The 24,833-nt window shown below is 42.5% G+C and carries 24 protein-coding genes, 4 tRNA genes and 1 pseudogene; 9 read left to right on the top strand and 20 right to left on the bottom strand.

What is annotated here, in order from left to right:
- The 8 genes and pseudogenes from DWW91_RS13135 to DWW91_RS13100 form a co-directional block, all read left to right on the top strand.
- Window positions 1–192 (top strand): annotated as a pseudogene (locus DWW91_RS13135) (conjugative transposon protein TraJ); the annotation flags it as partial.
- 12 nt (window positions 193–204) lie between these two features.
- On the top strand, window positions 205–828 hold the full coding sequence (gene traK / locus DWW91_RS13130; protein ID WP_073348151.1) for a conjugative transposon protein TraK: 624 nt from the start codon (window positions 205–207) through the stop codon (window positions 826–828).
- Window positions 829–831: 3 nt separating this feature from the next.
- Entirely contained in the window at window positions 832–1,137 is a 306-nt protein-coding gene (locus DWW91_RS13125) for a TraL conjugative transposon family protein (RefSeq protein WP_044544892.1), read from the top strand.
- The gene (traM, locus tag DWW91_RS13120; RefSeq protein WP_122327979.1) at window positions 1,112–2,476 is read left to right on the top strand and encodes a conjugative transposon protein TraM; all 1,365 of its coding nucleotides are present in this window, start codon (window positions 1,112–1,114) and stop codon (window positions 2,474–2,476) included. The genes DWW91_RS13125 and traM overlap by 26 nt, the downstream gene beginning before the upstream one ends.
- Window positions 2,477–2,515: 39 nt before the next feature.
- Window positions 2,516–3,424, top strand: coding sequence for a conjugative transposon protein TraN (gene traN, locus DWW91_RS13115; protein ID WP_044544890.1), 909 nt, complete (start codon window positions 2,516–2,518; stop codon window positions 3,422–3,424).
- A 2-nt stretch (window positions 3,425–3,426) separates the two neighbouring features.
- Window positions 3,427–4,005 carry a conjugal transfer protein TraO gene (locus DWW91_RS13110; protein ID WP_122327978.1) on the top strand — a complete coding sequence of 193 codons (579 nt, stop codon included), beginning with the start codon at window positions 3,427–3,429 and terminating at the stop codon, window positions 4,003–4,005.
- A gap of 20 nt (window positions 4,006–4,025) precedes the next feature.
- The gene (locus tag DWW91_RS13105; protein ID WP_122327977.1) at window positions 4,026–4,466 is read left to right on the top strand and encodes a DUF3872 domain-containing protein; all 441 of its coding nucleotides are present in this window, start codon (window positions 4,026–4,028) and stop codon (window positions 4,464–4,466) included.
- Between the two features lie 212 nt (window positions 4,467–4,678).
- The gene (locus DWW91_RS13100; RefSeq protein WP_122327976.1) at window positions 4,679–6,361 is read left to right on the top strand and encodes a hypothetical protein; all 1,683 of its coding nucleotides are present in this window, start codon (window positions 4,679–4,681) and stop codon (window positions 6,359–6,361) included.
- An 88-nt stretch (window positions 6,362–6,449) separates the two neighbouring features.
- Here DWW91_RS13100 and DWW91_RS13095 read toward each other — a convergent pair whose 3' ends face one another.
- The 10 genes from DWW91_RS13095 to DWW91_RS13045 form a co-directional block, all read right to left on the bottom strand.
- Complete coding sequence (locus DWW91_RS13095; protein WP_122327975.1) at window positions 6,450–6,929, bottom strand: hypothetical protein; 480 nt, start codon at window positions 6,927–6,929, stop codon at window positions 6,450–6,452.
- Between the two features lie 19 nt (window positions 6,930–6,948).
- Entirely contained in the window at window positions 6,949–7,164 is a 216-nt protein-coding gene (locus DWW91_RS13090) for a DUF3873 domain-containing protein (protein WP_009000822.1), read from the bottom strand.
- A gap of 24 nt (window positions 7,165–7,188) precedes the next feature.
- Window positions 7,189–7,401 (bottom strand): hypothetical protein, encoded by a 213-nt coding sequence (locus tag DWW91_RS13085; RefSeq protein WP_122327974.1) that lies wholly within the window; start codon window positions 7,399–7,401, stop codon window positions 7,189–7,191.
- A gap of 43 nt (window positions 7,402–7,444) precedes the next feature.
- On the bottom strand, window positions 7,445–7,978 hold the full coding sequence (locus DWW91_RS13080; RefSeq protein WP_122327988.1) for an antirestriction protein ArdA: 534 nt from the start codon (window positions 7,976–7,978) through the stop codon (window positions 7,445–7,447).
- 406 nt (window positions 7,979–8,384) lie between these two features.
- Entirely contained in the window at window positions 8,385–8,837 is a 453-nt protein-coding gene (locus DWW91_RS13070) for a RadC family protein (protein WP_122327973.1), read from the bottom strand.
- A gap of 258 nt (window positions 8,838–9,095) precedes the next feature.
- Window positions 9,096–9,638, bottom strand: coding sequence for an ORF6N domain-containing protein (locus DWW91_RS13065; RefSeq protein ID WP_005841798.1), 543 nt, complete (start codon window positions 9,636–9,638; stop codon window positions 9,096–9,098).
- A gap of 76 nt (window positions 9,639–9,714) precedes the next feature.
- A complete protein-coding gene (locus tag DWW91_RS13060) occupies window positions 9,715–10,947 on the bottom strand; it encodes a site-specific integrase (RefSeq protein WP_122327972.1) in 1,233 nt (410 codons plus the stop codon).
- A 275-nt stretch (window positions 10,948–11,222) separates the two neighbouring features.
- Window positions 11,223–11,307 (bottom strand) — tRNA-Ser (locus DWW91_RS13055).
- Between the two features lie 201 nt (window positions 11,308–11,508).
- Window positions 11,509–12,474: a helix-turn-helix domain-containing protein gene (locus tag DWW91_RS13050; RefSeq protein WP_010803497.1), complete on the bottom strand. Its 966-nt coding sequence runs from the start codon at window positions 12,472–12,474 to the stop codon at window positions 11,509–11,511.
- 207 nt (window positions 12,475–12,681) lie between these two features.
- Window positions 12,682–13,647, bottom strand: a complete 966-nt coding sequence (locus tag DWW91_RS13045) for a helix-turn-helix domain-containing protein (protein ID WP_122327971.1) — start codon at window positions 13,645–13,647, stop codon at window positions 12,682–12,684.
- A gap of 682 nt (window positions 13,648–14,329) precedes the next feature.
- On the opposite strand from DWW91_RS13045, the gene DWW91_RS13040 reads away from it, so the two are divergent.
- Window positions 14,330–14,848 carry a TlpA disulfide reductase family protein gene (locus DWW91_RS13040; protein ID WP_122327970.1) on the top strand — a complete coding sequence of 173 codons (519 nt, stop codon included), beginning with the start codon at window positions 14,330–14,332 and terminating at the stop codon, window positions 14,846–14,848.
- Between the two features lie 392 nt (window positions 14,849–15,240).
- Here the strand turns inward: DWW91_RS13040 and DWW91_RS13035 are convergent.
- The 10 genes from DWW91_RS13035 to DWW91_RS12990 form a co-directional block, all read right to left on the bottom strand.
- Window positions 15,241–15,324, bottom strand: a tRNA-Leu gene (locus DWW91_RS13035).
- 3 nt (window positions 15,325–15,327) lie between these two features.
- Window positions 15,328–15,412 (bottom strand) — tRNA-Leu (locus tag DWW91_RS13030).
- A 50-nt stretch (window positions 15,413–15,462) separates the two neighbouring features.
- Window positions 15,463–15,535: transfer RNA gene (locus DWW91_RS13025), tRNA-Gly, on the bottom strand.
- A 135-nt stretch (window positions 15,536–15,670) separates the two neighbouring features.
- Window positions 15,671–16,498, bottom strand: a complete 828-nt coding sequence (locus DWW91_RS13020) for a purine nucleoside phosphorylase I, inosine and guanosine-specific (RefSeq protein ID WP_007653414.1) — start codon at window positions 16,496–16,498, stop codon at window positions 15,671–15,673.
- Between the two features lie 233 nt (window positions 16,499–16,731).
- Window positions 16,732–17,988, bottom strand: a complete 1,257-nt coding sequence (locus DWW91_RS13015) for an amidohydrolase (RefSeq protein ID WP_122327969.1) — start codon at window positions 17,986–17,988, stop codon at window positions 16,732–16,734.
- Window positions 17,985–19,295: a DEAD/DEAH box helicase gene (locus DWW91_RS13010; protein ID WP_122327968.1), complete on the bottom strand. Its 1,311-nt coding sequence runs from the start codon at window positions 19,293–19,295 to the stop codon at window positions 17,985–17,987. The genes DWW91_RS13015 and DWW91_RS13010 overlap by 4 nt, the downstream gene beginning before the upstream one ends.
- Entirely contained in the window at window positions 19,292–20,647 is a 1,356-nt protein-coding gene (locus DWW91_RS13005) for a dipeptidase (protein ID WP_010803502.1), read from the bottom strand. The genes DWW91_RS13010 and DWW91_RS13005 overlap by 4 nt, the downstream gene beginning before the upstream one ends.
- Before the next feature lie 142 nt (window positions 20,648–20,789).
- Window positions 20,790–21,950: a carboxymuconolactone decarboxylase family protein gene (locus tag DWW91_RS13000; RefSeq protein ID WP_122327967.1), complete on the bottom strand. Its 1,161-nt coding sequence runs from the start codon at window positions 21,948–21,950 to the stop codon at window positions 20,790–20,792.
- 107 nt (window positions 21,951–22,057) lie between these two features.
- Window positions 22,058–22,576 carry a methylated-DNA--[protein]-cysteine S-methyltransferase gene (locus DWW91_RS12995; protein ID WP_007653406.1) on the bottom strand — a complete coding sequence of 173 codons (519 nt, stop codon included), beginning with the start codon at window positions 22,574–22,576 and terminating at the stop codon, window positions 22,058–22,060.
- A 193-nt stretch (window positions 22,577–22,769) separates the two neighbouring features.
- Window positions 22,770–24,779 carry an SUMF1/EgtB/PvdO family nonheme iron enzyme gene (locus DWW91_RS12990; RefSeq protein WP_122327966.1) on the bottom strand — a complete coding sequence of 670 codons (2,010 nt, stop codon included), beginning with the start codon at window positions 24,777–24,779 and terminating at the stop codon, window positions 22,770–22,772.
- Between the last annotated feature and the right edge of the window lie 54 nt (window positions 24,780–24,833).

The raw sequence follows: 24,833 nt of genomic DNA, 5'->3' as shown, positions 1-24,833 counted from the left end.
GGTATCATCGGTTACTTCACCATCCCCACCGTATCGAACTGGATTATTCAGGCAGGTGGAATGGGTAACATGAGCCGGAACATCAACAATGCAGCTAACAAAACAGGTAGCGGAGTGGGTGCGGTAGCCGGAGCAGCCACCGGGAACGCTGGCGGCAGGGTCGGCGGTAAACTAATCAAAAGTAACCAATAAATAAAAATCAAGATGGAATTTAAAAGTTTAAAGAATATTGAAACCAGTTTCAAACAGATACGTCTTTTCGGAATTGTGTTTGTCGTCATGTGTACCCTGATAACGGGTTATGCTGTTTGGAACTCCTACACGTTTGCCGAAGCTCAACGGCAGAAGATTTATGTGCTGGACGGTGGCAAGTCGTTGATGCTTGCGCTTTCGCAAGACCTCTCGCAAAACCGTCCGGTCGAAGCAAGGGAACACGTGAAGCGTTTCCACGAACTGTTTTTCACGTTGTCCCCGGATAAGAACGCTATCGAAAGCAATATCAAACGGTCGCTGTTCCTCGCTGACAAGAGCGCATTCAACTATTACCGTGACCTCTCGGAAAAAGGGTATTACAACCGTATCATATCGGGCAATATCAGCCAAACGATACAGATAGACAGCGTTTCATGCAATTTCGATGTGTACCCGTATGCGGTGGCTACCTATGCCCGGCAAATGATTATCCGTGAAAGCAGCATGACGGAAAGAAGCCTTGTCACCCGTTGCCGGTTATTAAACGCCGTAAGAAGTGATAATAACCCGCACGGCTTTATCATGGAAAACTTCGAGATAACGGAAAACAAGGACTTGAACACCATAAAGCGGTAAGCCATGATACGGAAAATTCTCTCTCCGGTGAATCAGGCGATTACCCATGTACGGGACTGGGCGGATGAAAAACTCCGCCACCTGTGCGGACGCATGACACCGGAAATAAGGCTGGCGGTAATCCTGCTTATGCTCCTGTTCTTCGGCGGGCTATCCATCTACTTTACGGTATCATCCATTTACCGGATAGGAAAAGAGGATGGCGAAATCCTGCGGATAGAACACATCAGGCAGTTGCAGCTACAAGGTAAAGACAGTACGAACATTTTTAATCAGTCAGACAATGGAAGAAAAAGAAGTGAAGAATGAAGTTCCCGCACCGGAAACGGACAGGAAGAAAGAACCTGAAAAACAGGAAAAAGAAAAAAAGGAACTTACCCCGCAGCAGATACAGCAGCGAAAGAAGATGCTGGTTTATCCGATTATGGGACTGGTTTTCTTGGGGTCTATGTACCTGATTTTTGCACCGTCCGATAAGGATGAAGCAAAAGTGGAAAACGTGGGCGGATTTAATGCTGATATTCCGCAACCCAAAGGGGACGGGATAATCAGCGATAAAAAGACAGCCTACGAACAGGAGCAGATGGAGAACAAGCAGGCGGACAAGATGCGCTCCTTACAGGATTTTGCCTTTTCGCTGGGAGAGGAAAACGGGAACGGGGAAGATTTAACCCTGATAGATGATGCTCCGGCGGAAAAGCCGAAAACCAATGTAATAGATTTCGGGGCGGGTGCGCCGAACAATAGCCGTTCCTCCATCCAATCATCGGCGGCAGCTTACCGGGACATGAACCGTCAGTTAGGCAGTTTCTACGAAACGCCGAAAGAGGACAAGGAAAAAGAGGAACTGAAACGTCAGGTGGAAGAACTCACTGCCCGGCTCGATGCGAAAAAAAACGGGGCGGGCAGCATGGACGAGCAGGTGGCTCTTATGGAAAAGTCCTATGAACTGGCGGCAAAATACATGAACGGCGGGCAGCCGGGACAGGTAGCACAAGTAACACCCACCATAGCTATTCAGGAAAAAGGAAGTGCCACACCCGTAAAAGCTATATCGGACAGGACGGTTTCAGGATTGCAGCAGCCCATGAGCAATGCCGAATTTATCGCCGAATACAGCAAACCACGCAATTATGGGTTTAATACGGCAGTCGGCAGTGGTTATTCGATGGGAAAGAACACTATCCGGGCATGTATTCATAACGACCAAACACTTATGGACGGGCAGACCGTCAAACTGCGGCTGTTAGAACCGTTGCAAGCGGGGAACGTGATTGTCCCGAAAAACAGCCTTGTATCGGGAAGTGCCAAAGTGCAGGGGGAACGGCTCGACATACTGGTGTCCTCGCTCGAATATGCGGGTAACATCATTCCTGTGGAACTTGCCGTTTACGACAGTGACGGGCAAAAGGGGCTTTCCGTTCCCTCGTCACTGGAACAGGAAGCGGCAAAGGAAGCGATGGCGAATATCGGCGCCGGGCTGGGTACGAGCATTTCCTTTGCGCAAAGTGCCGGGCAGCAGGTCGCAATGGATATTACAAGGGGCTTGATGCAAGGCGGTTCGCAATACCTTGCCAAGAAGTTCAGAACGGTAAAGGTACACCTGAAAGCGAACTATCAGGTGATGCTTTACGCAAAACAGCAATAATCTATTTATCAATTATCAACCATAAAAATTTCAATCCAAATGAAAAAGTTAATGATTTTATTCGCTCTTATCATGGGCATGGTTTCCGTGAAAGCACAAAGTAACGATTTGTATCAGGGCATTACTAAAAAGCTCCCTTACCGCCAAATGGTGACACCTTACGGCGTACAGGTGACGTTTGCCAAAACAGTACATATTATTTTCCCGTCTGCCGTTAAGTATGTGGACTTAGGCAGTAACTATATTATTGCCGGAAAAGCGGACGGGGCGGAAAATGTTGTCAGGGTTAAGGCTACGACAGAGGGCTTTCCCGGTGAAACCAATTTTTCCGTTATCTGTGAGGATGGCAGCTTTTATTCCTTTAATGCAAAGTATGCACATGAACCGGAAATGCTGAACATCGAAATGAAAGATTTCTTGGAGAATGAGGACACAACGGATTTTAGCCATACCCGGATGAACATCTATTTTCGTGAATTGGGTAACGAAAGCCCGCTCTTGGTAAAGCTGATTATGCAGTCCATCTACAAGAACAATGACCGGGAAATAAAGCATTTGGGATGCAAGCGGTTCGGGGTGCAGTTCTTGGTAAAGGGCATTTATTCGCATAACGGGCTTTTTTACTTCCACACACAGGTAAGGAACAGTTCAAACGTGCCGTTTGATACCGATTTTATCCGATTCAAGATTGTGGATAAGAAAGTAGCCAAAAGAACGGCTATTCAGGAAACCGTCATTGACCCGGTGCGGAGCTATAACGAGATACTGGTTATCGATGGCAAAAGTACCGTCCGCACCGTGTACACCGTTCCACAATTCACTATACCGGATGATAAGGTCTTGGTTATTGAACTGATGGAAAAAAACGGGGGCAGACACCAAACTATCCGGGTGGAGAACTCGGATGTCGTGGCAGCCAAAGTGATTAACGAACTTAAAATCAAATGAACATGAAAAGGATATGCTGTATTATATCCCTTTTTGTGCTGTGCCTGACTTTCAACCGGGCACACGCACAAAGATGTCTGCCGGGAATGAAAGGCTTGCAGGTTACGGGTGGCATGGCGGACGGCGTTCATTGGAACAGTAAAAGCGATTTCGCTTATTACTTCGGGGCTGCCATGAGTACCTATACCAAAAACGGGAACAGGTGGGTTATCGGCGGGGAATGCCTCGAAAAGCATTACCCCTACAAAGATTTGCAGATACCAGTCAGCCAGTTTACAGGTGAGGGCGGTTACTATTTGAATTTCCTTTCAGATAGGAAGAAAACCTTTTTTCTCTCGCTGGGTCTATCTGCCCTTACCGGGTATGAAACAAGCAACTGGGGCGATAAATTGCTGCCCGATGGTTCGACCCTGACCGATAAGGACGGTTTTGTTTATGGCGGTGCGCTGACGCTGGAACTGGAAAGTTACATTACCGACCGGGTGGTATTCCTGATTAACGCACGGGAAAGATGCCTATTCGGTTCTTCAGTCGGAAAGTTTCATACACAGTTCGGCGTGGGGCTGAAATTTATAATGTGATAAACTAACCTATTATTATAATGTATATGAGAAAGATTTTAAGCCGTATTTTGATGGGCTGCTATGTAATAGCCGCCATCTTATTAGTGGGTGCGTGTAATGACAACGTGGATATACAGCAGTCTTACCCGTTCAGTATCGAAACGATGCCAGTGCCGAAAAAATTAAAGGTGGGTGAAACCGCCGAAATCAGGTGTCAGCTTCACCGGGATGGGCGGTTTGAGGAAACAAAGTATTTCATTCGCTATTTCCAGCCGGACGGGGCGGGAACGCTGAAAATGTCCGATGGGACAGTTTTACTGCCGAATGACCTGTACCCGCTTCCGGGTGAAACATTCCGGCTTTACTATACTTCCGCATCGACCGACCAACAGACGGTAGATGTGTATTTTCAGGATAGCTTCGGACAGATACAACAGCTTACCTTTTCGTTCAATAACGATAACAACAAGGAAGAATGAAAACAGCGGCATACATCTATTTCGCCTTTCTGATGGTGTCTTGGCTCTGCTCAATTTACAGTTTGCGTAATGCACCTACTGATGTGGAACTATGGGGCAGGGAATTAGAATAAAAGAATAAAAAGTCTGTGGATATTCACAGACTTTTTTATTGCAATTAGTTGCCCAATTAAAAAGTATTGCTTTACTTTAAGCAATGTATCAAAATAAACATGAGTATCATAAACAATATATTAACATATAGTGACTTGTTTAATGAACAAGCAAAAACAATAGATTGTTATCTATCTCCTATTAAGCGAGATACTTTGATTGATTATGCTATAAAACTTTTATCACTTAGTACAGTACATGAGATATACAAAGAGGAAAATGTCTTATGGGCTTTCCTAACAAAGGAAGAAAAAGCTCTATTCAACTCTTTATATCAAACAATAACTCAAAAACGACAAAAAAATGGGGTTTCTTCGTGTATCATTAACGTTAGAACCAGTCTTAATTTTTTTGAGTATGCTTTTAAAAATACAACTCTAAATAGTAGTATTTCTGAAAGTCAACAGAATATTAATGTTTTAAAAGCATATTTACTACTTAATGAAAAAAGTAATGAAGAAAGGACGTTACAAGAAAGGGATTATGAGATAGAAGAAATAATGCTTCATAATGCTTTAGAGCATGAACGTTACATAGATGAAAATCTTGTTTATTTAAGATTGGTACAACTTATCAAAGCATGTATATTCTTTGAGTTTTGCGAAAAAAATCTTCCTTTCCATTTAAAAGAATTTGAAAAATTCTATACTATATCTACGTGGAAAACTTATATCATATATCTTCATCAGATAGGTATGCTAATACATGAGCATAATTTAGAAACACCTTTTATTACAGTCTCTATATCCGAAGAAGATAAGGACTTTATTAAGAAAAAAGATTTTCTTAATAAATTTTGCTTGCAAAAATATGGATGGGATGATAATCAAGATTACACGGCATTAAAAAATACTCCTATAATTCAAAGCGAGAATAATGAATACAAAATAATATTTGAGGAGTTTTTTTGTGAAAAAGTATATCAAAGTTTATATTTCAAGTTTAAAGAAATAAATAATAGTTTTAAAGAAACACAGGCACAGTTGTATATCAAGAATTTTAGAAGCTATATTGGTTTAGAATTTTCAGAAAGGTCTCTGACAAATCAATTATTATCAAATGCTTTTGGAAATAAGTATATTCAGTTGAATTATGAGAATTTGCAAGATGGTGATATTGATTATTATATACGTAATGGGAAGTATATATTTCTATTTGAGTGTAAAGACAATCTAATAGGTAAAGATATTTTAGAAGAGTGTAACATAGACAAATTCATTCAGAAGCTCCGAGAGCTTTTTATAGAAACAAATAGCAACAACAAAAGTCGAGATAAGGCTATCAATCAATTAATTAATAATATCGAGAAGATTTTAAATAAAGAATACCCCGATAAGAAATATAATAGGAGAAATTGCTACATATATCCAATAATAGTTACACATAACAATATATTTTCACTGACTGGAGTAAACGCTATTGTCAATAATTGGTTTAAAGAAGAACTTTCTAAAAGAAACATTATACATCCGTATATTAAAGAACTTACTATCATAAGCATAGATACCATTGCGTTATTTCAAGGGATTTTTGCACAAAAAGGGTTTTCTATTAAAGATATGATTAATAAATATTGGAAAAATTATAAATCTATAGAAAATAAAAAATATCCTACTGCTGTTGATGTTATAAAAGACTATCCTGCAAAATATCAGTCATTTAAGAAATTTGTAGAAAACTCTTTTTATAAGAAAGATTTATTTACAAAAGAAATTCTTAAATATAGTAATTTCTTTAAATAGGGAATAGTAAACGGTTTCTTTGCTATCTTTCTTTGTCCGCTTCGGCTCACTGAAAGAAAGTAGCGGCGGCATTTGCCGCCGTTCTTCATTAACCGATTATAATGTTCTTTATGGGCGTGTTATGTTCCAGCCACTCTTTTACACATTCCATGTTATATTCACTTGTTATCACTGCCTTATCTATGCCTATGGGCGTGAAACGGGTGCTTTCGTAGCTATCTATCCAGCCTTTCAGGGAACAGACACCCCATGTTTTCACGTCCTCAAAAATACCGTCCAGCGTGTCGATGGGGTCGCCGAAAGTAACTATCATTGCATCGAATGTTGTTTTATCCGGCAACAGTTCCAAATACTTCAAAGAGCCGGAATCGTCCGCCTTACGTCCGAAAGACCAGTCATAGGAATAAAATTCATCACCCCACTGGTGCGGCGTGTCGAAACGTACTTTCACGCTGACCGTATATTTATCCTCTGTGGTGTCCTCGATAACACCCGTTACCAGTAAGCCCGTAAATATGCACTTGCAGCGTCTGCCGATAATCTTTTTATTTACTTCTGTCGTTTTCATAAATGTACTTATTTTATCGTTATTGTTTCTTTTCTTTTTTCGCTATCCATTCATCCCGCTGTTTGCGGCATTCGGCAAGTGTTTTAGCCACTGTGCTGAACAGTTCCATATCTGTATGGCGATAATCATACTGGAAATAAATCTGTCCCCTGAATGCGCCTAAACAGCATTTTACATATTTTTCTTCTCCCGGTGTTTGGGTAATGCTTACCCCGTTTTTGTTTAAAGTTTCCATATTGTTATAATTTAAAATGAGTTATCAGATAATCAGAAGTGAAAGCAGCACAATGAAAATAATCGCCATACAAAACAGGTAAACGGCAGAGATAAACAACCGGAGAACGAACCGGAGAATAAGAAAGCCTATGATTAGGGCTATCCACATTCCGGCGGTGCTGGTGGCTACCTGATAGATGATAAAAGCAAGTATAAACCATCGTAAAAAAGTCGTTATCTTATTATATACTTTCATTGTCTTGGTGTGTTATGGGTGGATTGCTCCACCCGGTTAATAATCAGGCGCAACGGAAAACAAAACCGTTATCCATCCAGTAATCAGTCATAAACAGGTCACGGGCAAAAGCGGAATAATCAAAGTAGGTCTTTGCGAACTCCGGCAGTTCGTAACATTCCTCTACGATTTCATAGGCGTAATCTTCCTCGTCTTTATATTCTCCCTGATATTCATCCTCAAAAGAAGAAATAAGGTCGTCCGCATCTTCTTCGCTTATATCGCTGTTATGGTGGTCGCACCATACGAAAAACGCTTCCTGCTCGGTTTCACTTAGTTTTTCGATGGCATCCCGAAGCTCAAAGAACTTATCAGAAAGCCAACTTTCGGAAATCAGGGCTTCGGGTATGTTCTCGATGTCCTGAAACATAAATTCCGGGTCTTGGTCGTCCTTGTGAAGTTCCCGGCACGCTTCCAAAAATTCGTCCTTGTCCGAATAGTCGGAAAGGTCTAACCATTTGCCGAAAAGTGAACCGTTGTTATACTTGTTGTAAGTACCTACATAAACTCTTGCTTCTGATAATGTTACTGCTTCCATGACTTCTGTATTTTTAAATTTATGCGGATTTGAGAGGTAAGGGAGTTGAGTTTCATAACCTTTTTTCCTATTTCTCGTAAACCTGACTTTTTTTTATGCGTTTCCGGTCGGGGCGGTCGTTTTCGTTTCATATAGGCTTTAAAGGGTAGTGTTTAGGCTTTGCAAGATTTTAAAGAAAAATACTCTCTGGACGAAGTACAGCAGGAAGATTTTTGTTTAAACCCTTTAGGGCTTGACCTTGCAAAGCCGTGAAGAACACGGAAATACCTTTGCCTATGTGATACGATAATGACTGCTCCGGCTGGGGACTGCCTAAGAGGAAGATTTACAATAAGAGAAATAGGAAAAATGGTTTTATTTTAAAAGTAGGATATTGTGTTTTTGTTGCCAGTAACAAAAAAAGGGCTTAGATAAGCCCCTCGTCTGCAAAACTGTAATAGCTTTCTTCTGTCAGGATGATATGGTCTAACAGGTGTAAATCCAAGACCTTGCAGGCTTCTTTTATTTTTGAAGTGATTTGTTTGTCCGGCTCGCTCGGACGTAGGTTGCCCGATGGGTGGTTATGTGAGAGGATTATCCCCGAAGCGTGGACTTTCAGGGCAGTTTGCAGGATGATTTTCACGTCCATTACTGTTTCAGCCATCCCGCCTTTAGAGATAAGGGAAACGCCTAAAACCTTGTTTGCCCGGTTGAGGAACATTACATAACTTTCTTCGTGGTGTTCCATACATTCCGCATAGAACGGTTTCAGATAAGAATAGGACGTTTCGGAAGAGAGTATTTTCACCCTTTCGGATGCTTTGACATTGTCTTTATAAGAAATAGTGATTTCCGGCATGGTAAATTCTGTTGTTTTCATGACTACTGAATTTTAAATTAAACAATAAGAAATTTTGCCGGACACCCACAGTTTGGCGGGGACTTCAACCATATCTTTTCAAAAAATACGACCCGTAGGTGTGGAGATTTTTTAGAAAACCGGAACGGCTCGGATTTGGTATTTGTCCCCGCCGGGCTGTAACTTTGCTAAAATTTGTGATTGAGATACATTACTTTAGGGAACTGAAAAAGGGGTATCACTGGTGACACCCCTTAGACAACCGAATACCTTAAACCGTTATTCGTCATAGGTTCTATATCCTATCGGTTTTCGTGGCTTCGGTTCGGGTTTGCTTAATAACTGGGTCAATGCTTGGTACACCTCGCTGAATTGTGCATCCGTGCTTTCTTCCAGTTCTTCAATACGCTTTAGTAATTCCTGATAACCTGTTATCATTTGACGTAAGGCTACAAATGCCCGCATGATGGAAATATTCACCTGTATGGCAATAGGGCTGCGTAGCACACCGGACAGGGCGGCTACCCCCTCCTGCGTGAAAACATAGGGCAAATATTTAGTATGTTTGCCACGTTTTGAACTGGTTTCTTCTTCCGTTTCATCAGGATTATTCTTTAAGGTCACAATTTGTGACCTTAAACATTCTACTTCTTCCTTTGTCAGTTCAAACATAAAATCACTTGGGAAACGTTCAATGTTACGTTTGACAGCCTGTTTCAACGCTTTTGTTTCCACCTGATAAAGTGCCGCAAGGTCGCTATCGAGCATAACCCGGCAACCTCTGATTTCATAAATCTTGCTCTGAATGATTTGTAAGTCCATAATGTTATTATTAAATGGTGAGTAATTAAAAGCATAAAGGGGCTTATCACAACTTGTGACAAGTCCCCTATACTAACTATTTCATTGATACTTCTTTGTATATTTTTTCAATGCCGACAAACTTCTTGTCAAGCCCCTGCATATCGTTACTGATTTTGTTATTGGTAATGCGGGCGTATATCTGTGTGGTTTCTATGTTGGTGTGTCCCAACATCTTACTAACGGTTTCAACGGGTACACCTTTGGCAAGCGTGGTTGTCGTTGCGAAAGTATGCCTTGCAAGATGAAATGTCAAATTCTTTTTAACTCCGCAAACGTCCGCTATTTCTTTCAAGTAGGCGTTAAGTTTTTGATTGCTGATTACCGGAAGTATTTTACCGTTCGGCAGCTTGCCCTTATACTTCTTCAATATCATTTTGGGAATATCCAGCAAGGGAACATTTACGTCCGTGTTGGTCTTTTGGCGTTTGGTGATTATCCATAAATTACCGTCAAAGGATTTACGGATATTATCTTGCGTAAGGTTGGCAACATCTATGTAAGCCAAACCAGTAAAACAGGAAAAGATAAACAAGTCCCTGACGTTTTCCAAACGTTCGGAAACCATCTTCTTTTTAAGGATGATTTTTATTTCGTCCTCTGTCAAATACCCTCTATCCACTTTCTCCAAACGGATTTTATAATTGGCGAACGGGTCGCCAATCAGGATGCCGTTATTACGGGCTATCAGGATAATGCGTTTGAAGAATTGCATGAACTTGGCAGTCGTATTATAACCACATTTACAGGTAGTACGCAAATACAACTCGAAGTCTGTTATAAACATCGGAGTGATTTCATTGATAGCAATATCCGATATATTGTACTTGCTTTGGATAAACTCGGCAAGGTGGCGGCGGGTCACTTCATATTTACGATAGGTGGCAATCGTCTTAGATATGCCGACCAACTGTTTCACATCGTCATTGTGCTTTTTGAAAAGGTCTAAAATGGTTTCGTGTTTTTCACTGTGTCCCAAAAATTCATTCTTCACCTTTTCGGCTGTCACATAGTTATCACGCCGTTGCTGTTCGTGGTAGATATTATTCAAGGATGCTTTTATATCCTCCAATAAGGCATTTATTCTGCCTGCATCCTTACCTTTGGCTTTACCTGCTGCTATATTCCAGTTTTCGGGCAGGATGCTTTGTTTTGTACTGAACTGGCACAACTTACCGTCAATGGTAATTCTTGCCATAATCATAACCTCGCCGTTCTTCTTTTCAGAACCTTTCTTTAAATAGAAAAGGACTTTAAATGTACTCTTCATAACCTCACATTTTTTAAGTTGCAAAACTACTAATAACTTATTAAATATGAGATAGATAGACGGTGGACAAATTCAGACTTTCTGCGGTCATTTCGGGACAAATCGTTACCGTTTTTGTCCGGTAGGAAAAGGGTAACGATTTAGTAACGAAACTCTGTCTTTTCAAGTCCTTTTGTTGTCTTGGAAGCAAGACTTATAGGCAATAAAAAAACCTACAAATCGCTGATTTGTAGGTTTTTGTCCTCTTACTGTCCTCTTTTGTCCAGTAGGTTCTGCGGAGAGATAGGGATTCGAACCCCAGGAACCTTTCAGTTCAACGGTTTTCAAGACCGCCGCAATCGACCACTCTGCCATCTCTCCAATAAATCAAAATTATCAACACCTCTTTAGAGGTTGCTTTTCAAAGCAGTTGACGTTTTTTGTTTACGGGTGCAAAAGTAGGTAAAAGATTTATACGCTCCAAATTTTGGATGCTTATTTTTATATCTTTTTTTACGATATCCAACATAAAACCACCTTTTTTACAGGTAAGTTTCTGATACTCTTTATAGATAGAAAAGATCACAAATTTTGAATCAGTTCACGCTGTGCTTTAAAAAATGCGATCCTCTGCCTCTCACCACTGACTGAAATCATGATAGAAGAACGGATCAGGGCTCTTAACCATTTCCGCAACTTCTCGTAAGTCCCCTCATCCAGGGAGGCGACCGAACTGAGGATGAATGTTTTTATCAGACTGATATGGTAGTTTTTTATCTGGACGCACCAATAACTCGTATCAAAATTCACACTCGATATATAGATAAAGACTTTATTACCGGTCTCTTCAAAATAGCCGCGTGTTGCAAGTTTCTCCATTTCATCCAACAAATCCATCAGTTCATTCTTCAGATATTTTACATCCTCTTTCCCGATCAGATGAATACTCATAAAATAATTAATATCATTTACCAGATAATGAAATATCAACGGATCGAGTATGTAATATGAATGATGGATATGCCGTGCTTCTTCTACCCCGGCCAACTGTATTCCCAGAAAGCGGTCGGTGACCTCTATCTCTTCAAAACGCTTTGTTTTTCCCGGAGTTCCGCATTGGTATAACCACTTGAAAAGATAAAAACGTGAAATATATTTATATTTCATATAAAGCTGCTGAGGCAAGATATTCGTACAATCGATCAGTTCGGACCTATCGTCTTCGCGTGCCAGACCTAATATATCGATATACTGATCCAGCATATCATAATCAGTCTCCATCGGATTCACAAAATCCACCAATTTCAATTGGAACGGCCTGCTTTTTGCAGTAACTGTACCGACCAGGTTATCCAATGATATTCCAAATGCATTCGCGATAGTGACGATCTCTGCAAATGTAAAAGCGACCTCTCCCCGTAAACGTCGGTAAACAGCTTCCTTCTCAATACATAACAAATCAACAAGCGCATTTACTAAATTCGTTTTTTGAGGAAATTCCTCTTTGATAGCATTTAGCAAATTATCATACAAAAGTTCTTTTTTCATGTTACAGAATTATAAGTCTTGATATTAGTGGATCTATAGTTTTCATGCAAAGATAAATAAGGAACCCATAAATTAACTGTCGGACAATCCGGTAAAGCATCTTTTAAAACCCAAAAAAGGCTAACAAAACAAACAAACATTGAATCTTGGTTGCTGATAAAAGTCGTATTCTCAGTTAATAATCTATAATATCCTTTTTCACAAAACCTATAAGGCTTTAATAATGGAACGTTGTTTCTCAAAAAAGCGAATACGCTGCCTGGCACCACTCACGGAGATCATTGTCGACGATCGGATCACAGCCTGGAGCCATCCCGATATCCGTTCATACGTCTGACGGTCCAAAGAAACGACAGCATTCAGAGTGAAGGCTCTTATCAGGCTGACACGTAAATGTTTCACCTCCACACACCGGTAGCTGGTATCGAAATTCGTACTCGATATATAAAAATAGACACTGTTTCCGGTATCATCAAACTTTCCTTTTATTGCCAACAGTTCCATATCATCCAAAAATTGCAACAGCTCTTTTTTCAGCAACTGCAAATCCTCTTTTCCCAGCAAATTGACACTCATAAAATAATTGATATCATTGGCCAGATAACAAAAGATCAACGGATCCCATATATAAAACGTCTGGCTGATAAGTTTTGCGGCCGCAACGCTCCTCTCCTGTATCTTTTCCAGACTTTGAGTCGGATAAACGTCTTTAAAACAAAGTTTCCTGTCAAGGTCCTTATTCTGATAGATCCATTTAAAAAGGAAAAAGCGCGATATATTTTTATATGCCAGATAAAGAGACTGGGGCAAAACGCCGGAGCAATCCATGACTTTCGATTTTTTATCCTCTTTTCCCTGGTTATGGATATAAATATAATGTTCCAGCATCTCATAATCGATCTCACCGGAGTCAACATATTCAATCAGCCTCAACTGGAAAGGCCTGCTATGAACATACCGGGCTCCCACCTGGTTATCAAGAGAGATTCCAAGCGTACTCGCAATGACAGCTATCTCAGAGAAAGAAAATGCCACTTCACCGCGCAGCCGTCGATATACTGCTTCTTTCTCCAGATTTAACAGATCCACAAGCGTATTCGTCAGTATTCCCCGGTTGGGTATTTTTCCCCTGATAGCATCTAGTATATTATCATACAATAAATCTCTTTTCATAGTTTTATCCTTTCCATGCCAGCCTGGTTATTACCTGCTTTCATGCTTATTATTACAAATATAAAGATCTATTCTCCCTAAAACCAGACGATATGAAATAAAGCCGGCATTTTTTATGATGTTTTCAGGCATTACATATCCATCCAATCCGCACATAATCAAATAATAAAATAAACAAGTACCGATTTACGGCAATTGCCATTCAGAAAAGCATAAACCGGCAAAAAAAGAGAAATAAGCGATCTGGCAAGACAAAAACAGTCGGTTCCTTTCCGTCGTACGCCAATAACACCTTTTATAAATAAAGAGAAATACCCAGTTCTCCATTTTACATCAGGCTTACAACATAATACTTGTTATCAGGCAAATACAAGTAAATTAAAAAACATACATTTACTTTTGTAAATATGGCAAAACTTGTACTTTAAACCGTCCCAAGATGTGAACTCAGACAGGATTACAGCATCCTCATATAATGTACATAGGAATGTGAATCCGAATCAGTTACAAATAACCAAAACATTCTCGGTAATAAAATGAAAATTGCAGCGGTAAAAGGGGATGCTGCTAAAAGGGGTTGTCCGTTCTGACGACAGGTTGTGAAATCTACAAAACGGCAGCTCCTTTTCTTTCAGGGATTCAAATACATTCATTATCTTCGTAAACTAAAACAATTAAATATATGCATATCACAAAAATTCTTTCATTTATAGTCACTATGACTCTCCTTCTCTTTTCCTGTATAAAGGATGACGAGAACGAAACTATTAATTATATCAATGTCAACAGCCAGATCCCTACATTTGCAGTCGAAGATACAGCCGGAAACACATTCAGCTCCAAACAGTTCATCGGAAAACAATCCTTACTGGTATTCTTCGGAACTTACTGTCCGGATTGCAAACAGGTTCTGCCGGTTATAGAAGAGGTCTGGAAAGAACTGAAAGACGACCCCAGATTCCTGCTGGTAACGATTTCCCGGAAAGAAACAGCCGAAGTTGTTTCCAATTACTGGAAAGAGAATCAATTCACAATGCCATTCTACCTGGATACCCGCGGTGAGGTTTTCTCCCTCTTCGCCAACAATACGATTCCCCGGATATATATTATCAATCCGGATAACGAAGTCGTCTGGATGACTGTTGAGTCTTTGGATATTTCAGCAAAAGAACTAATTCAAAAGATCAAGGGTTTGAAATAAAGCAAGGCACACCATCATTCTTTCATAACAATCCGTACAGGACCTAACAAACCGGATTCCAATAAAGGAGAATCTTTGGTATAATGGGTAAATGTAGCGAAGGTATATCTGTCGCTCGGTCTTTTTTCATTTTCGATCAAATTTAAAAGGTTGTTATCCATATTTCATGATATGCAAATATATCGAATCCGAATCAGCCTTATTTTTACAAATTTGACTTTATATCTCTAAAAAATGACAGTTCTTATATAAATCATTACGGATTCATCTACAGAAGACGTATTATGCAGTAAATGTGGTTTATACTAAATAAAAATTGTCCATATAAAGCTTCAAGCAATATGCTCTTAACTAATTACATGGACAATTATATTTCTATTCTTTACGAAATGTGCGCAGAATGAGACTCGAACTCACACACCGGAACCGGCACTACCCCCTCAAAGTAGCGTGTCTACCAATTTCACCATCTGCGCGAATGGTGCCCAGAACAGGACTCGAACCTGCACGCCTTGCGACACACGCACCTGAAACGTGCGCGTCTACCAATTCCGCCACCTGGGCCTTTTCCATTACATAAAAAAGGCGGCCTCTTACCGCGCTTATTATTTATGAGCGGAAGACGGGACTCGAACCCGCGACCCTAACCTTGGCAAGGTTATGCTCTACCAACTGAGCTACTTCCGCGATAACGGGTGCAAAGATAGAGGTATTTTTTTATTTTCCAAAACCGGAAGATACTTTTTTTATACTATTTTTTCCTTACTCACCCGTTCAAATTTCTATCTTATTTTAACACAGCAACTTTCATCCCGAAAAAAATCAGATACGGGAAACGAGTTCACTGAATAAAGTTGTCATTACTACCGCAGCTTTGTTGGCAGCTACGATTACATCCGCTCCGTCATTCACAAAATCGTCGGCAAAATGATAACCTTCATTCGTAATCACCGACATTCCGAACACTCTTAATCCTGCATGGCGAGCTACGATTACTTCCGGAACCGTACTCATTCCAATCGCATCACCTCCTACCCGGCCATAAAAAGCATATTCGGAGGGTGTTTCAAAAGAAGGACCGGTCAGGCCAACATATACACCTTTTTTCAAAGGAATATTATGAGAAGCTGCAATCTCTTCCACCAAACGGACAAACTCACGGTCATAAGCACGGGTCATATCCGGGAAACGAGTACCGAACAATTCATTATTCGGACCTATCAACGGATTAGGCATCATATTTATATGATCACGGATAATCATCAGGTCACCGACTTTAAACGTATTATTGATACCACCGGCAGCATTCGACACCAAAAGATTCTTTATACCCAACAGTTTCATCACACGAACGGGAAATGTCACCTGTTGCATGGAATACCCTTCATAATAATGAAAACGACCCTGCATAGCCAGAACTTGCTTACCTCCCAGTTTGCCGCAAATAAAATTACCTTTATGACCGGCAGCCGTAGAATGCATAAAATGAGGAATCTCTGCATACGGAATTACAATGGCATCCTGTATCCGGTCTGCCAATGAACCTAATCCGCTACCGAGAATAATAGCCGTTTCCGGATTTCCGGTAATGCGTGCAGCTATAAATGCCGCTGCCTCCTGATATTGTTCGTTTGTATAACTTGTATTCATAGCATTATAAATTTATTTCAATATAATAATCTCCTTGAAATGCCATTACGACAGAAACGTATCTTTATAAAGACTTTTCTGTCATACCTACCTCTAAATTCATTTAGACCTAGGTGTAAATAGATTTAGAGGTAGGTGTAAATTATTTTAGACGTACGTCTTTTACAAAAGACATTATGAACTTTTCCTGAAAAGCTACTGATGATATAAAACAATCACCGGCAACTTAAAAGTTATCTTTTCATTAAATTGTAGGCTATTTGTGCCGCGCGTTCCATTATCTCCTCTTCACCCGGTACTTTCTTATCCTGCATCAGGATTTTTCCGTCACAAATAACGGTATCGATGCAGCTACCGTTTGCAGCATAGACAAGGTTGGATATGAAATTGAAATTCGGAGTAAATGCCGGCATATTCAAATCTACCAAAGAAAGGTCTGCCAGGTAACCTTCTGCTATCCGTCCGGCTTTTAAGCCAGCAAAAGAGGCTCCGGCTTCCGTGGCGGAATGGAATATTTCATCGGCTGTAACGGCTTCCGGGTCTTTTCGCCAGACTTTTCCCAACAAGGAGGCCAGCTTCATCGCTTCCACCATATCGAGATTATTGGACGACGAACAACCGTCAGTACCCAGACCGACAGTGATGCCGGCTTCACGCATTTCCTTAAATTTGAAGTGCATGCCAGAAGCCAGTTTCATATTGGAGGCCGGATTATGAGCGACCTTCACTCCATGGTCTGCCAGCATACGGATTTCATCCGCATCTACATAGATACCGTGGGAAATCAACAAACGGGGAGACAATACACCCAACTTATATAAATACCGGACAGGAGTCGCCCCGAACTGCTTTACAGAGTTCTCCACTTCCCCTTCCGTTTCTGCCAGATGCAGTTGGATTGGCACGTTATGTTCTTTTGCAAAAGTATCCGCCCATTGCAGCAACTCACCGGAAACCGTATAGATGGCGTGCGGACCTACGGAGAAATGTATCCGTTTATCGTATCTGTCCATCTCTTTATACAACTTCTGAATGGTCTGTTTACTTTTCTCCGCCAACTCTGGTTGGAAATGGTCGAAACAGGCACTGGAAATGACTGCCCGGATTCCCATCTCTTCAACAGCCTCTGCCGTAGCATGAAACTTATGATACATGTCGAAGAAAGTAGTCGTTCCGCTTTTTATCATTTCCAGACAAGCCAGTTTAGCTCCCCAGAAAACATCTTCTTTCGTCAGTTTCGCTTCATTGGGCCATATCTTTTCTTCCAGCCAGGGCATTAAAGGCATATCGTCTCCAAAGCCGCGGAACAAAGTCATAGCCGCATGTGTATGCGTATTGACAAATCCCGGAATGGCAGCCTTACGACTACCGTCAATTACTTTATCGGCGGCAACAGACAGGCCGGGACCTATCTGTTTGATGTATTTGTTTTCTATATAAATATCGGTAGCAACGCCATTCAGTTCTACCCCTTTAATCAGCAGCTTCATATAAACTTAGCTTTCATATTTTTTATTTTCTCATCACGGATACGCGCCAGCAAACCCTCTTTCTTATCACGTTTTACTGCGGCGTAGGCGCAACTTTCCTTGATTTCTACAACGCCTAAATCATCTTTGTCTAATCCGCCTTTCTGGAACAGGAAACCGACTACGTCCTTCTTACTCAACTTATCCCGTTTACCGCGGTTAATGGTCAATGTAACCCATTCCGAACGGAGCGGCTTTTTGGCCTTCTCCGGCAGGAAGAATTCATCCGGTTCACGGGTAATATATTCGGGAACAGTCTCTATCTCATTCAGTATCATAAAGGCATTTCCTTCCGCATTCATACGGGCCGTACGTCCGTTTCTGTGGATAAAGGCTTCTTCATTGATGGGAAGATGGTAATGAATCACATTCTTTACTTCCGGAATGTCCAGTCCACGGGATGCCAGGTCGGTAGAGATAAAAACGGATGCACTGCCATTACGGAAAAGCGACAACGCCCGTTCGCGTTCCGGCTGTTCCATACCTCCGTGAAAGTATTCATTATCCACTCCCATTTCTGTCAGATAATTGCTGACACGTTCCACTGATTCACGCTGGTTACAAAACACCAAGGCAGACTCGCCTTTCAACTCTCCAAGCAATTTATACAATGTCTCCAGCTTATCCTTAACCGGCGATTTCACGATACGCAGAGTCAGACCTTTCGCCTCTTTCACTCCGGTCAGGAACGACAGGCGGACAGGCGATGTAATACCGGTAAAGAGAGGAATTTCCACCGCTTCGGTTGCTGAAGTCAACACTCTGCGACGCACTCCGGGAAGATGTGAGAGAATCTCTTTCATCTCATCCTGAAAGCCCAGTTCCAGAGACTTATCGAATTCGTCCAGAATCAATGTACGGACGGTATCCAGATTAATATTCCCCCGTTCCAGATGGTCGAGGATTCGTCCGGGCGTACCGATAAGCACCGTTGGCGGATGCTCCAGACTTTTCTTTTCTGTCCGGATAGGATGGCCGCCGTAACAGCAGTTCACCTTATATCCGGCTCCGAGCGAACGGAATACCGTCTCTATCTGTAAAGCCAATTCACGAGACGGGGCGATGATAAGCGCTTGTATCTTCTTATCCTCATCCGTCAACGTAGTAAGTAAGGGCAGCAGGAAAGCCAGGGTTTTACCCGACCCCGTGGGACTGAGCAACACCATATCCTTCGTCGTTCCGGCATCAAGCACGGCCTGCTGCATTTCATTTAATGCCTCGATACCTGTATTCGACAGAGCACGGGCTATCACTTCGTTTTGTATCATTTATATTCTTTATAAAATTCGGCAACCGATTCAATCCCTTTATAGAAGAAGTCGAGCGTGCAACTTTCATTAGGAGAATGAATAGCATTCTGTTCAAGTCCGAAACCCATCAAGACGGTTTTTATACCTAATACCTGCTCAAAGGTGGAGATGATAGGAATACTTCCTCCGCGACGTACTGCCAGCGGTTTCTTGCCAAAAGCAACCGTGCAAGCCTTTTCCGCCGCCTGATAAGCCGGAAGGTCGATCGGACAAACATAACCCTGTCCACCGTGTTTCGGCGTGACTTTTACCTTAACAGATGCAGGAGTCACCTGGTTTATGTAATCTTCAAACATTTTTGATATTTTGGAATGTTCCTGATGCGGAACCAGGCGGCAGGATACTTTTGCATAGGCTTTGGACGGAAGCACTGTTTTACTGCCCTCTTCCGTATAACCGCCCCAGATACCACAAATATCGAACGACGGACGGCAACTGTTTCTTTCCAGCGTCGAATAACCTTTTTCACCGGACAAGGCATCCACTCCGATAGCAGCCTTATATTTCGCTTCATCAAACGGGATTTGTGCAATCATTTCGCGTTCGGCCGGAGACACTTCTTCTACATCGTCATAGAAACCGGGAATTGTGATACGTCCGTCGGCATCGATAATATCGGCCATCAGTTTACATAATACATTAATAGGATTAGCCACTGCCCCACCGAAATGGCCGGAATGCAAATCGCGGTTCGGGCCAGTCACTTCGATTTCCCAATAAGCCAAACCCCGCAGGCCGGTCGTCAACGACGGTGTTTCGGCATTTACCATGCTGGTGTCGGATACCAGAATCACATCAGCCTTCAATAAGTCTTTATGTTCACGGCAGAAGGTTTCAAGGCTGGGAGAACCGATCTCCTCCTCTCCTTCGAAGATAAACTTCACATTGCACTTCAGCAGGTCGAGTTTCAAGGCTGTTTCAAAGCCTTTTACCTGCATCATAGACTGTCCTTTATCATCGTCCGCACCACGAGCCCAGATACGGCCGTCGCGTATTTCGGGTTCAAACGGCTGGCTTTTCCATAAGTTCAACGGCTCAGCCGGCATTACATCATAATGGGCATAAACAAGCACGGTCCTGGCATCGGGCGAAATCATCTTTTCGCCATATACGACCGGATTACCTTCCGTCGGCATCACCACGGCTTTATCCGCTCCGGACGATAGTAACAGTTCCGTCCAGCGCTGGGCACAAGCCTGCATATCAGGTTTATGCTCTTGTTTGGCACTGATGGAGGGAATACGGATTAAGCTGAACAACTCTTCCAGAAAGCGTTCTTTATTGGATTCAATATACGATTTTACTGACATAAAACAGAAGATTTAATTTTAAATTTAACGTTTTTATTTAAGGTTACAAGTTTACGAATAAATTACTTAAATCCCCATTTTATTGTCATATAAAATATAGTAAGATGTTAATGTAACGTCAGTTTTGTATAGCGATAAAAGCCTATTTTATTTTCAGCCCGGGAAGCAAGGGAGTTGTATCCGTCAGTTCCAGTTCCTCAACCATAGATAAAGTTCCCTGTTTGTATTTCTGGAAATGAGGCGTTTGGATATGCTTTTCATAAGCCTCCCGGTCTGCATAGATTTCAAGGATTGTTATTTTATTCGGTTGCTTTTTATCGGCCGTGGCATATAAAGTAAGTACGCCCGATTCCAGGCGCATGGAGGCTTCAATCTCTTCTTTCAGGTAAGCATTATATGCATCCAATTGTGCCGGGTCTACAGTAATTTTGGAGAGGCGGACCAGGTTATTTGCCGGACTTACGGCAGATGCTTCCTTTATTATTTTCAAGGCCTTTATTGCCGGCGGGAAACCGATATACGGAAGACATTGTATGACTGCCGCCACAACCGTCTCCTTACTGTTACCTGCATTCAGATTTCCCTGAAAATGAGAACGAAGCTGGCTGTCGGCTCCCAATGTCGTCAGGACACAATATCCCAGTAACTCACGTGTCTTGAGGTCAAGTCCGCCACGGGTATACATATCACCGAAACAATATTCTGTCAGGAAACGTTCCACATCGTCACCCATCTCCCCCGGAATATCTTCCATCACCTGGCTGATACCGCCGGGATAAAGCCGGTCTTGCACAGCCGCCCCTTTTTCATGACGGTTTTCTTCCGTAACCGTGCCTTGTTTTTCCAATGGCAAGGAAATGTCCCGTTCTTTAAATACTTCGTTAATGACGGTCAGCGCGTTCAAGGTTTTGGGAAAACCGATAAACGGAGCGCATGAATAAATAGCTTCACGAAGTTCAACAGGAGTAACTCCCACATTCAATGCCGCCCCTGCGTGTGCCTTCAGCTGGGGCAAAGTCTGCATAGTTGCTAATGTAACACAGGTTATCATTTCACGGGTCTTTATATCCAGCTCTCCCGTGCGGAATACTTCTCCGAAAATAAACTTCTGAAGAATATCCATCATTTCCGGGTCAGTTCCCTGCCCGGTCAGGGCTTCGCCACCGAATAAAGTGGTATAATTCTTTTTACATAATTCAATCCTATCCATATCTTTTTCTGTTTTAAGGTCCGAAACATTCTGGGCAATAGCAGGCATTAAGCCTGATACGATGAATACCAATGTTAACAATTTACGTTTCATATCTTTCTGTTTTACTGATGTTGCAAAGCTAAAGAAACCGGACCGTTTCGATTGTAGACGGATTACAGATAAATATACCTAAATTACAGATGAGAGATTGGTAAATATCAGAAGAGTCTGCCAGAGGATTCCAAATCGAGCAACCACTGTTTGGCAGGCAGGCCACCGGCATATCCAACCAGCTTTTGGTTACTCCCGATAACACGATGGCAAGGAACAAGTATCGAAATGGAATTTGCACCATTAGCAGCAGCCACAGCACGAATAGCTTTCAGTTTACCCAAATCCTGCGACAAAGTAGCATAAGAGACCGTTTTCCCATAAGGGATATTCAATAACGCATTCCAGACTGTTTTCTGAAAATCAGTACCGGCAAATAGCAACGGGATGTCGAACTTCGTTCTTTTTCCGGCAAAATATTCATCCAGCTGGGCAACTGCCCGGACAATCACTTCGGATTCACCTGTTTCATAGCGGGCATGCAATACCTTTTGCAGCCGCCGGTCAATCAGTGCCCTACGGTTCTCATCCATCCAGTCGCACAAACAAAGTTTGCCGTCCAGCGAACCCAGTATCAATTCTCCGCAAGGAGACTGATAGTTTTGTATCCAAATAATATTTTCCATACTTTAGTTCTTTATTTTGCAAATATAAGGAGTTTATAAATAGATAATAACCCAAATCTAAATTACCTTTATCACTTTCCGAACAAAAAAAGGTCGTTACTCTCGCCAAAGAGTTGGGAGTGGTTCTGGACGAATACTTCGACGGATATATCGAGCCATACAACTGTAATCAATTCACAATCAAACTTATCACTTAAAATGAATACCCTGTATCTTTTACCAGCCATGGCAGGTTGAAACGGTAATGGTTACGACTACTTACCAGATGTATCATTCCATCCGGCGATTGCGTACCGGCCAGATAACCGCGGGGTTCCGCATGGCTCCCGTCCATTTCAAAGAAACCGGTCCAGGCGCCTCCATCCATAAAACGTTCTTTGCCATCGGTCAGTAATTTCTTAACAGGCCATGTCTTTCCATCGTCGAAGGAAAGGGCGGCATACATTCCGTAACCGGTATATTCCTTGCCATCCTTATCTTTAAAGGTCATACCATTCAATCCATTTTTCAGACGGAAAGGATGGTTCGTGAAAGAGACCAGCAAAACAGGTCCTTCCTGTAAACGCATCAATACCAGACGCTGACCGCCATCAATCGGGGGAAATTCAGAAGCGCTGTATGTCCAGGTGCGTCCGTTATCTTCCGACAGGCTCATGGGCATCCGTTCCAGACCGTCTTTATCGACAATGCCGTCACCACGTCCGAATGCCATAAAACGGCCGTCGGACAGTTGCACTACTCCGGCATGGATTCCGGCAATAGTACCGCCCGAAGCACCTGCTTCAAACTTACCCGGATTGGTTTTGCCCATATCTTCCCAGGTCAGACCGTTATCCTTGCTGATATGCAATGCCGTGCCGCCATTGCTCCTGGGAGTTGCGTCGGCGGCTTGTACCAGCCAACCTTCCTTAGTGCGGAAAGAACCGGCTATCACCTGATGCCGCCTGGCATGCTCAGGGGCGATGATACGCGGACGACTCCAGGTTGCACCGTTATCCGTGCTTGTCCGCATGACCATAGCGAGGGTTTCCCAGGTACCGGCAGCTTCCACCCCATTTATATGGACGAGTGTACCCTTATTATTCAGCAGGGAAGAACCGGTCATATTCCGGTCAGGCACCTTGAAGAACTCGTGCGGCTCGCTCCATTCGGTACTGCCTTTCTTCAGGCGGCTTTCCAGAATCACCATCTCCCTACCCGATTCTTCGTCGCATGTAAACCAGATAGCCAACAAATCCCCGTTATCACACCAGGTTATGGCAGGGCAATGGTTATGCTTGTAGAACGGGACGCCGGAAGAACATTCGGGCGTTTTCACATAGACGAGAGGTTCACCGAAGAAAGGTGTTTTCAAAGGAGCGTCCCAGCTATGTTTCTGCTGTGATATATGCTCTTGCAGGGTCGGTCCGGCCACAGGAAGCGGCTGGGTTTTAGGCATATCGGCCTGCACTACCCGGAAGCCGGTGAGCCAGTGTTTATCTTCAGGTATCATCGCCATACGGTTGGCGGAACGCAGGAATCTTTCCGGAGTGCTATGGCTTCCGCCACGTGTCACTTTATATAATCCGTCAGCATGGCCCACCGGGTCTGTTTGCGGTAATGCTTCGTAAGGTCCGTACCAATCGCTGCACCATTCTTCTACATTTCCGTGCATATCGTGCAGTCCGAAAGGATTGGCAGGAGTTTTGCCAACCTGAAGGCTGATTGTAGAATCCGTTCCCCAGACATTTTGCTGGTTCTTATGATACACGCCATGAAGTCCGTCGTCCATCCAGAAATTCCAGTAGGACCCGGCACGGCAAGCATATTCCCATTCGGCTTCGGTTGGCAGACGATACGTCTTCCCTTCCTTTTCCGAAAGCCAGTCACAGAATGCTTTCGCCTCGTGATAGTTCACATAAATAACAGCTTCGTCATCTTCTTTCGAAAGGCCGTACTTTCCCCGTAAGTTCTTATGGGAAGGGTCAAAACGCTCGTACTGAGCATTTGTCACTTCGGTCGTTCCCATCAAAAAAGGGTTTGTGATCGTTACCGGATGAATCGGTGCTTCATCATAATCTTCTCCCCATCCGTGGCTTCCCATGTGGAAAGAGCCGGCCGGAATCCGGGCAAATTGCATTCCCAGGCTATTCGTTTCCTGGGCATTCGTAGTAAAGGCGCCTAATACAAAAAGGCAATAACATAAGATAGCAGCGTTTCTCATTTTGATTCGTTTTTCCATATTCCGGAATAAAGATACATATATTATCCGGAAAAC

The organism is Parabacteroides sp. AF17-3 (assembly GCF_003635445.1).
Lineage (GTDB): Bacteria > Bacteroidota > Bacteroidia > Bacteroidales > Tannerellaceae > Parabacteroides > Parabacteroides goldsteinii.
The sequence above is the reverse complement of the archived record's forward strand: the minus strand, read 5'-3'. Positions and strand labels throughout refer to the sequence as shown.

Excerpts from the sequence above, each read along its gene's own strand:
- DWW91_RS13040 (WP_122327970.1), top strand. The coding sequence starts at position 14,330 with ATGCATATCACAAAAATTCTTTCATTTATAGTCACTATGACTCTCCTT.
- DWW91_RS13005 (WP_010803502.1), bottom strand. The coding sequence starts at position 20,647 with ATGTCAGTAAAATCGTATATTGAATCCAATAAAGAACGCTTTCTGGAA.
- traK (WP_073348151.1), top strand. The coding sequence starts at position 205 with ATGGAATTTAAAAGTTTAAAGAATATTGAAACCAGTTTCAAACAGATA.
- DWW91_RS13045 (WP_122327971.1), bottom strand. The coding sequence starts at position 13,647 with ATGAAAAGAGATTTATTGTATGATAATATACTAGATGCTATCAGGGGA.
- DWW91_RS13080 (WP_122327988.1), bottom strand. The coding sequence starts at position 7,978 with ATGGAAGCAGTAACATTATCAGAAGCAAGAGTTTATGTAGGTACTTAC.
- DWW91_RS13060 (WP_122327972.1), bottom strand. The coding sequence starts at position 10,947 with ATGAAGAGTACATTTAAAGTCCTTTTCTATTTAAAGAAAGGTTCTGAA.
- DWW91_RS13000 (WP_122327967.1), bottom strand. The coding sequence starts at position 21,950 with ATGAAACGTAAATTGTTAACATTGGTATTCATCGTATCAGGCTTAATG.
- DWW91_RS13105 (WP_122327977.1), top strand. The coding sequence starts at position 4,026 with ATGTATATGAGAAAGATTTTAAGCCGTATTTTGATGGGCTGCTATGTA.
- DWW91_RS13110 (WP_122327978.1), top strand. The coding sequence starts at position 3,427 with ATGAAAAGGATATGCTGTATTATATCCCTTTTTGTGCTGTGCCTGACT.
- DWW91_RS13015 (WP_122327969.1), bottom strand. The coding sequence starts at position 17,988 with ATGAAGCTGCTGATTAAAGGGGTAGAACTGAATGGCGTTGCTACCGAT.
- DWW91_RS13125 (WP_044544892.1), top strand. The coding sequence starts at position 832 with ATGATACGGAAAATTCTCTCTCCGGTGAATCAGGCGATTACCCATGTA.
- DWW91_RS13050 (WP_010803497.1), bottom strand. The coding sequence starts at position 12,474 with ATGAAAAAAGAACTTTTGTATGATAATTTGCTAAATGCTATCAAAGAG.
- traN (WP_044544890.1), top strand. The coding sequence starts at position 2,516 with ATGAAAAAGTTAATGATTTTATTCGCTCTTATCATGGGCATGGTTTCC.
- DWW91_RS13095 (WP_122327975.1), bottom strand. The coding sequence starts at position 6,929 with ATGAAAACGACAGAAGTAAATAAAAAGATTATCGGCAGACGCTGCAAG.
- DWW91_RS13090 (WP_009000822.1), bottom strand. The coding sequence starts at position 7,164 with ATGGAAACTTTAAACAAAAACGGGGTAAGCATTACCCAAACACCGGGA.
- traM (WP_122327979.1), top strand. The coding sequence starts at position 1,112 with ATGGAAGAAAAAGAAGTGAAGAATGAAGTTCCCGCACCGGAAACGGAC.
- DWW91_RS13010 (WP_122327968.1), bottom strand. The coding sequence starts at position 19,295 with ATGATACAAAACGAAGTGATAGCCCGTGCTCTGTCGAATACAGGTATC.
- DWW91_RS12990 (WP_122327966.1), bottom strand. The coding sequence starts at position 24,779 with ATGAGAAACGCTGCTATCTTATGTTATTGCCTTTTTGTATTAGGCGCC.
- DWW91_RS13020 (WP_007653414.1), bottom strand. The coding sequence starts at position 16,498 with ATGAATACAAGTTATACAAACGAACAATATCAGGAGGCAGCGGCATTT.
- DWW91_RS12995 (WP_007653406.1), bottom strand. The coding sequence starts at position 22,576 with ATGGAAAATATTATTTGGATACAAAACTATCAGTCTCCTTGCGGAGAA.
- DWW91_RS13085 (WP_122327974.1), bottom strand. The coding sequence starts at position 7,401 with ATGAAAGTATATAATAAGATAACGACTTTTTTACGATGGTTTATACTT.
- DWW91_RS13065 (WP_005841798.1), bottom strand. The coding sequence starts at position 9,638 with ATGGACTTACAAATCATTCAGAGCAAGATTTATGAAATCAGAGGTTGC.
- DWW91_RS13070 (WP_122327973.1), bottom strand. The coding sequence starts at position 8,837 with ATGAAAACAACAGAATTTACCATGCCGGAAATCACTATTTCTTATAAA.
- DWW91_RS13100 (WP_122327976.1), top strand. The coding sequence starts at position 4,679 with ATGAGTATCATAAACAATATATTAACATATAGTGACTTGTTTAATGAA.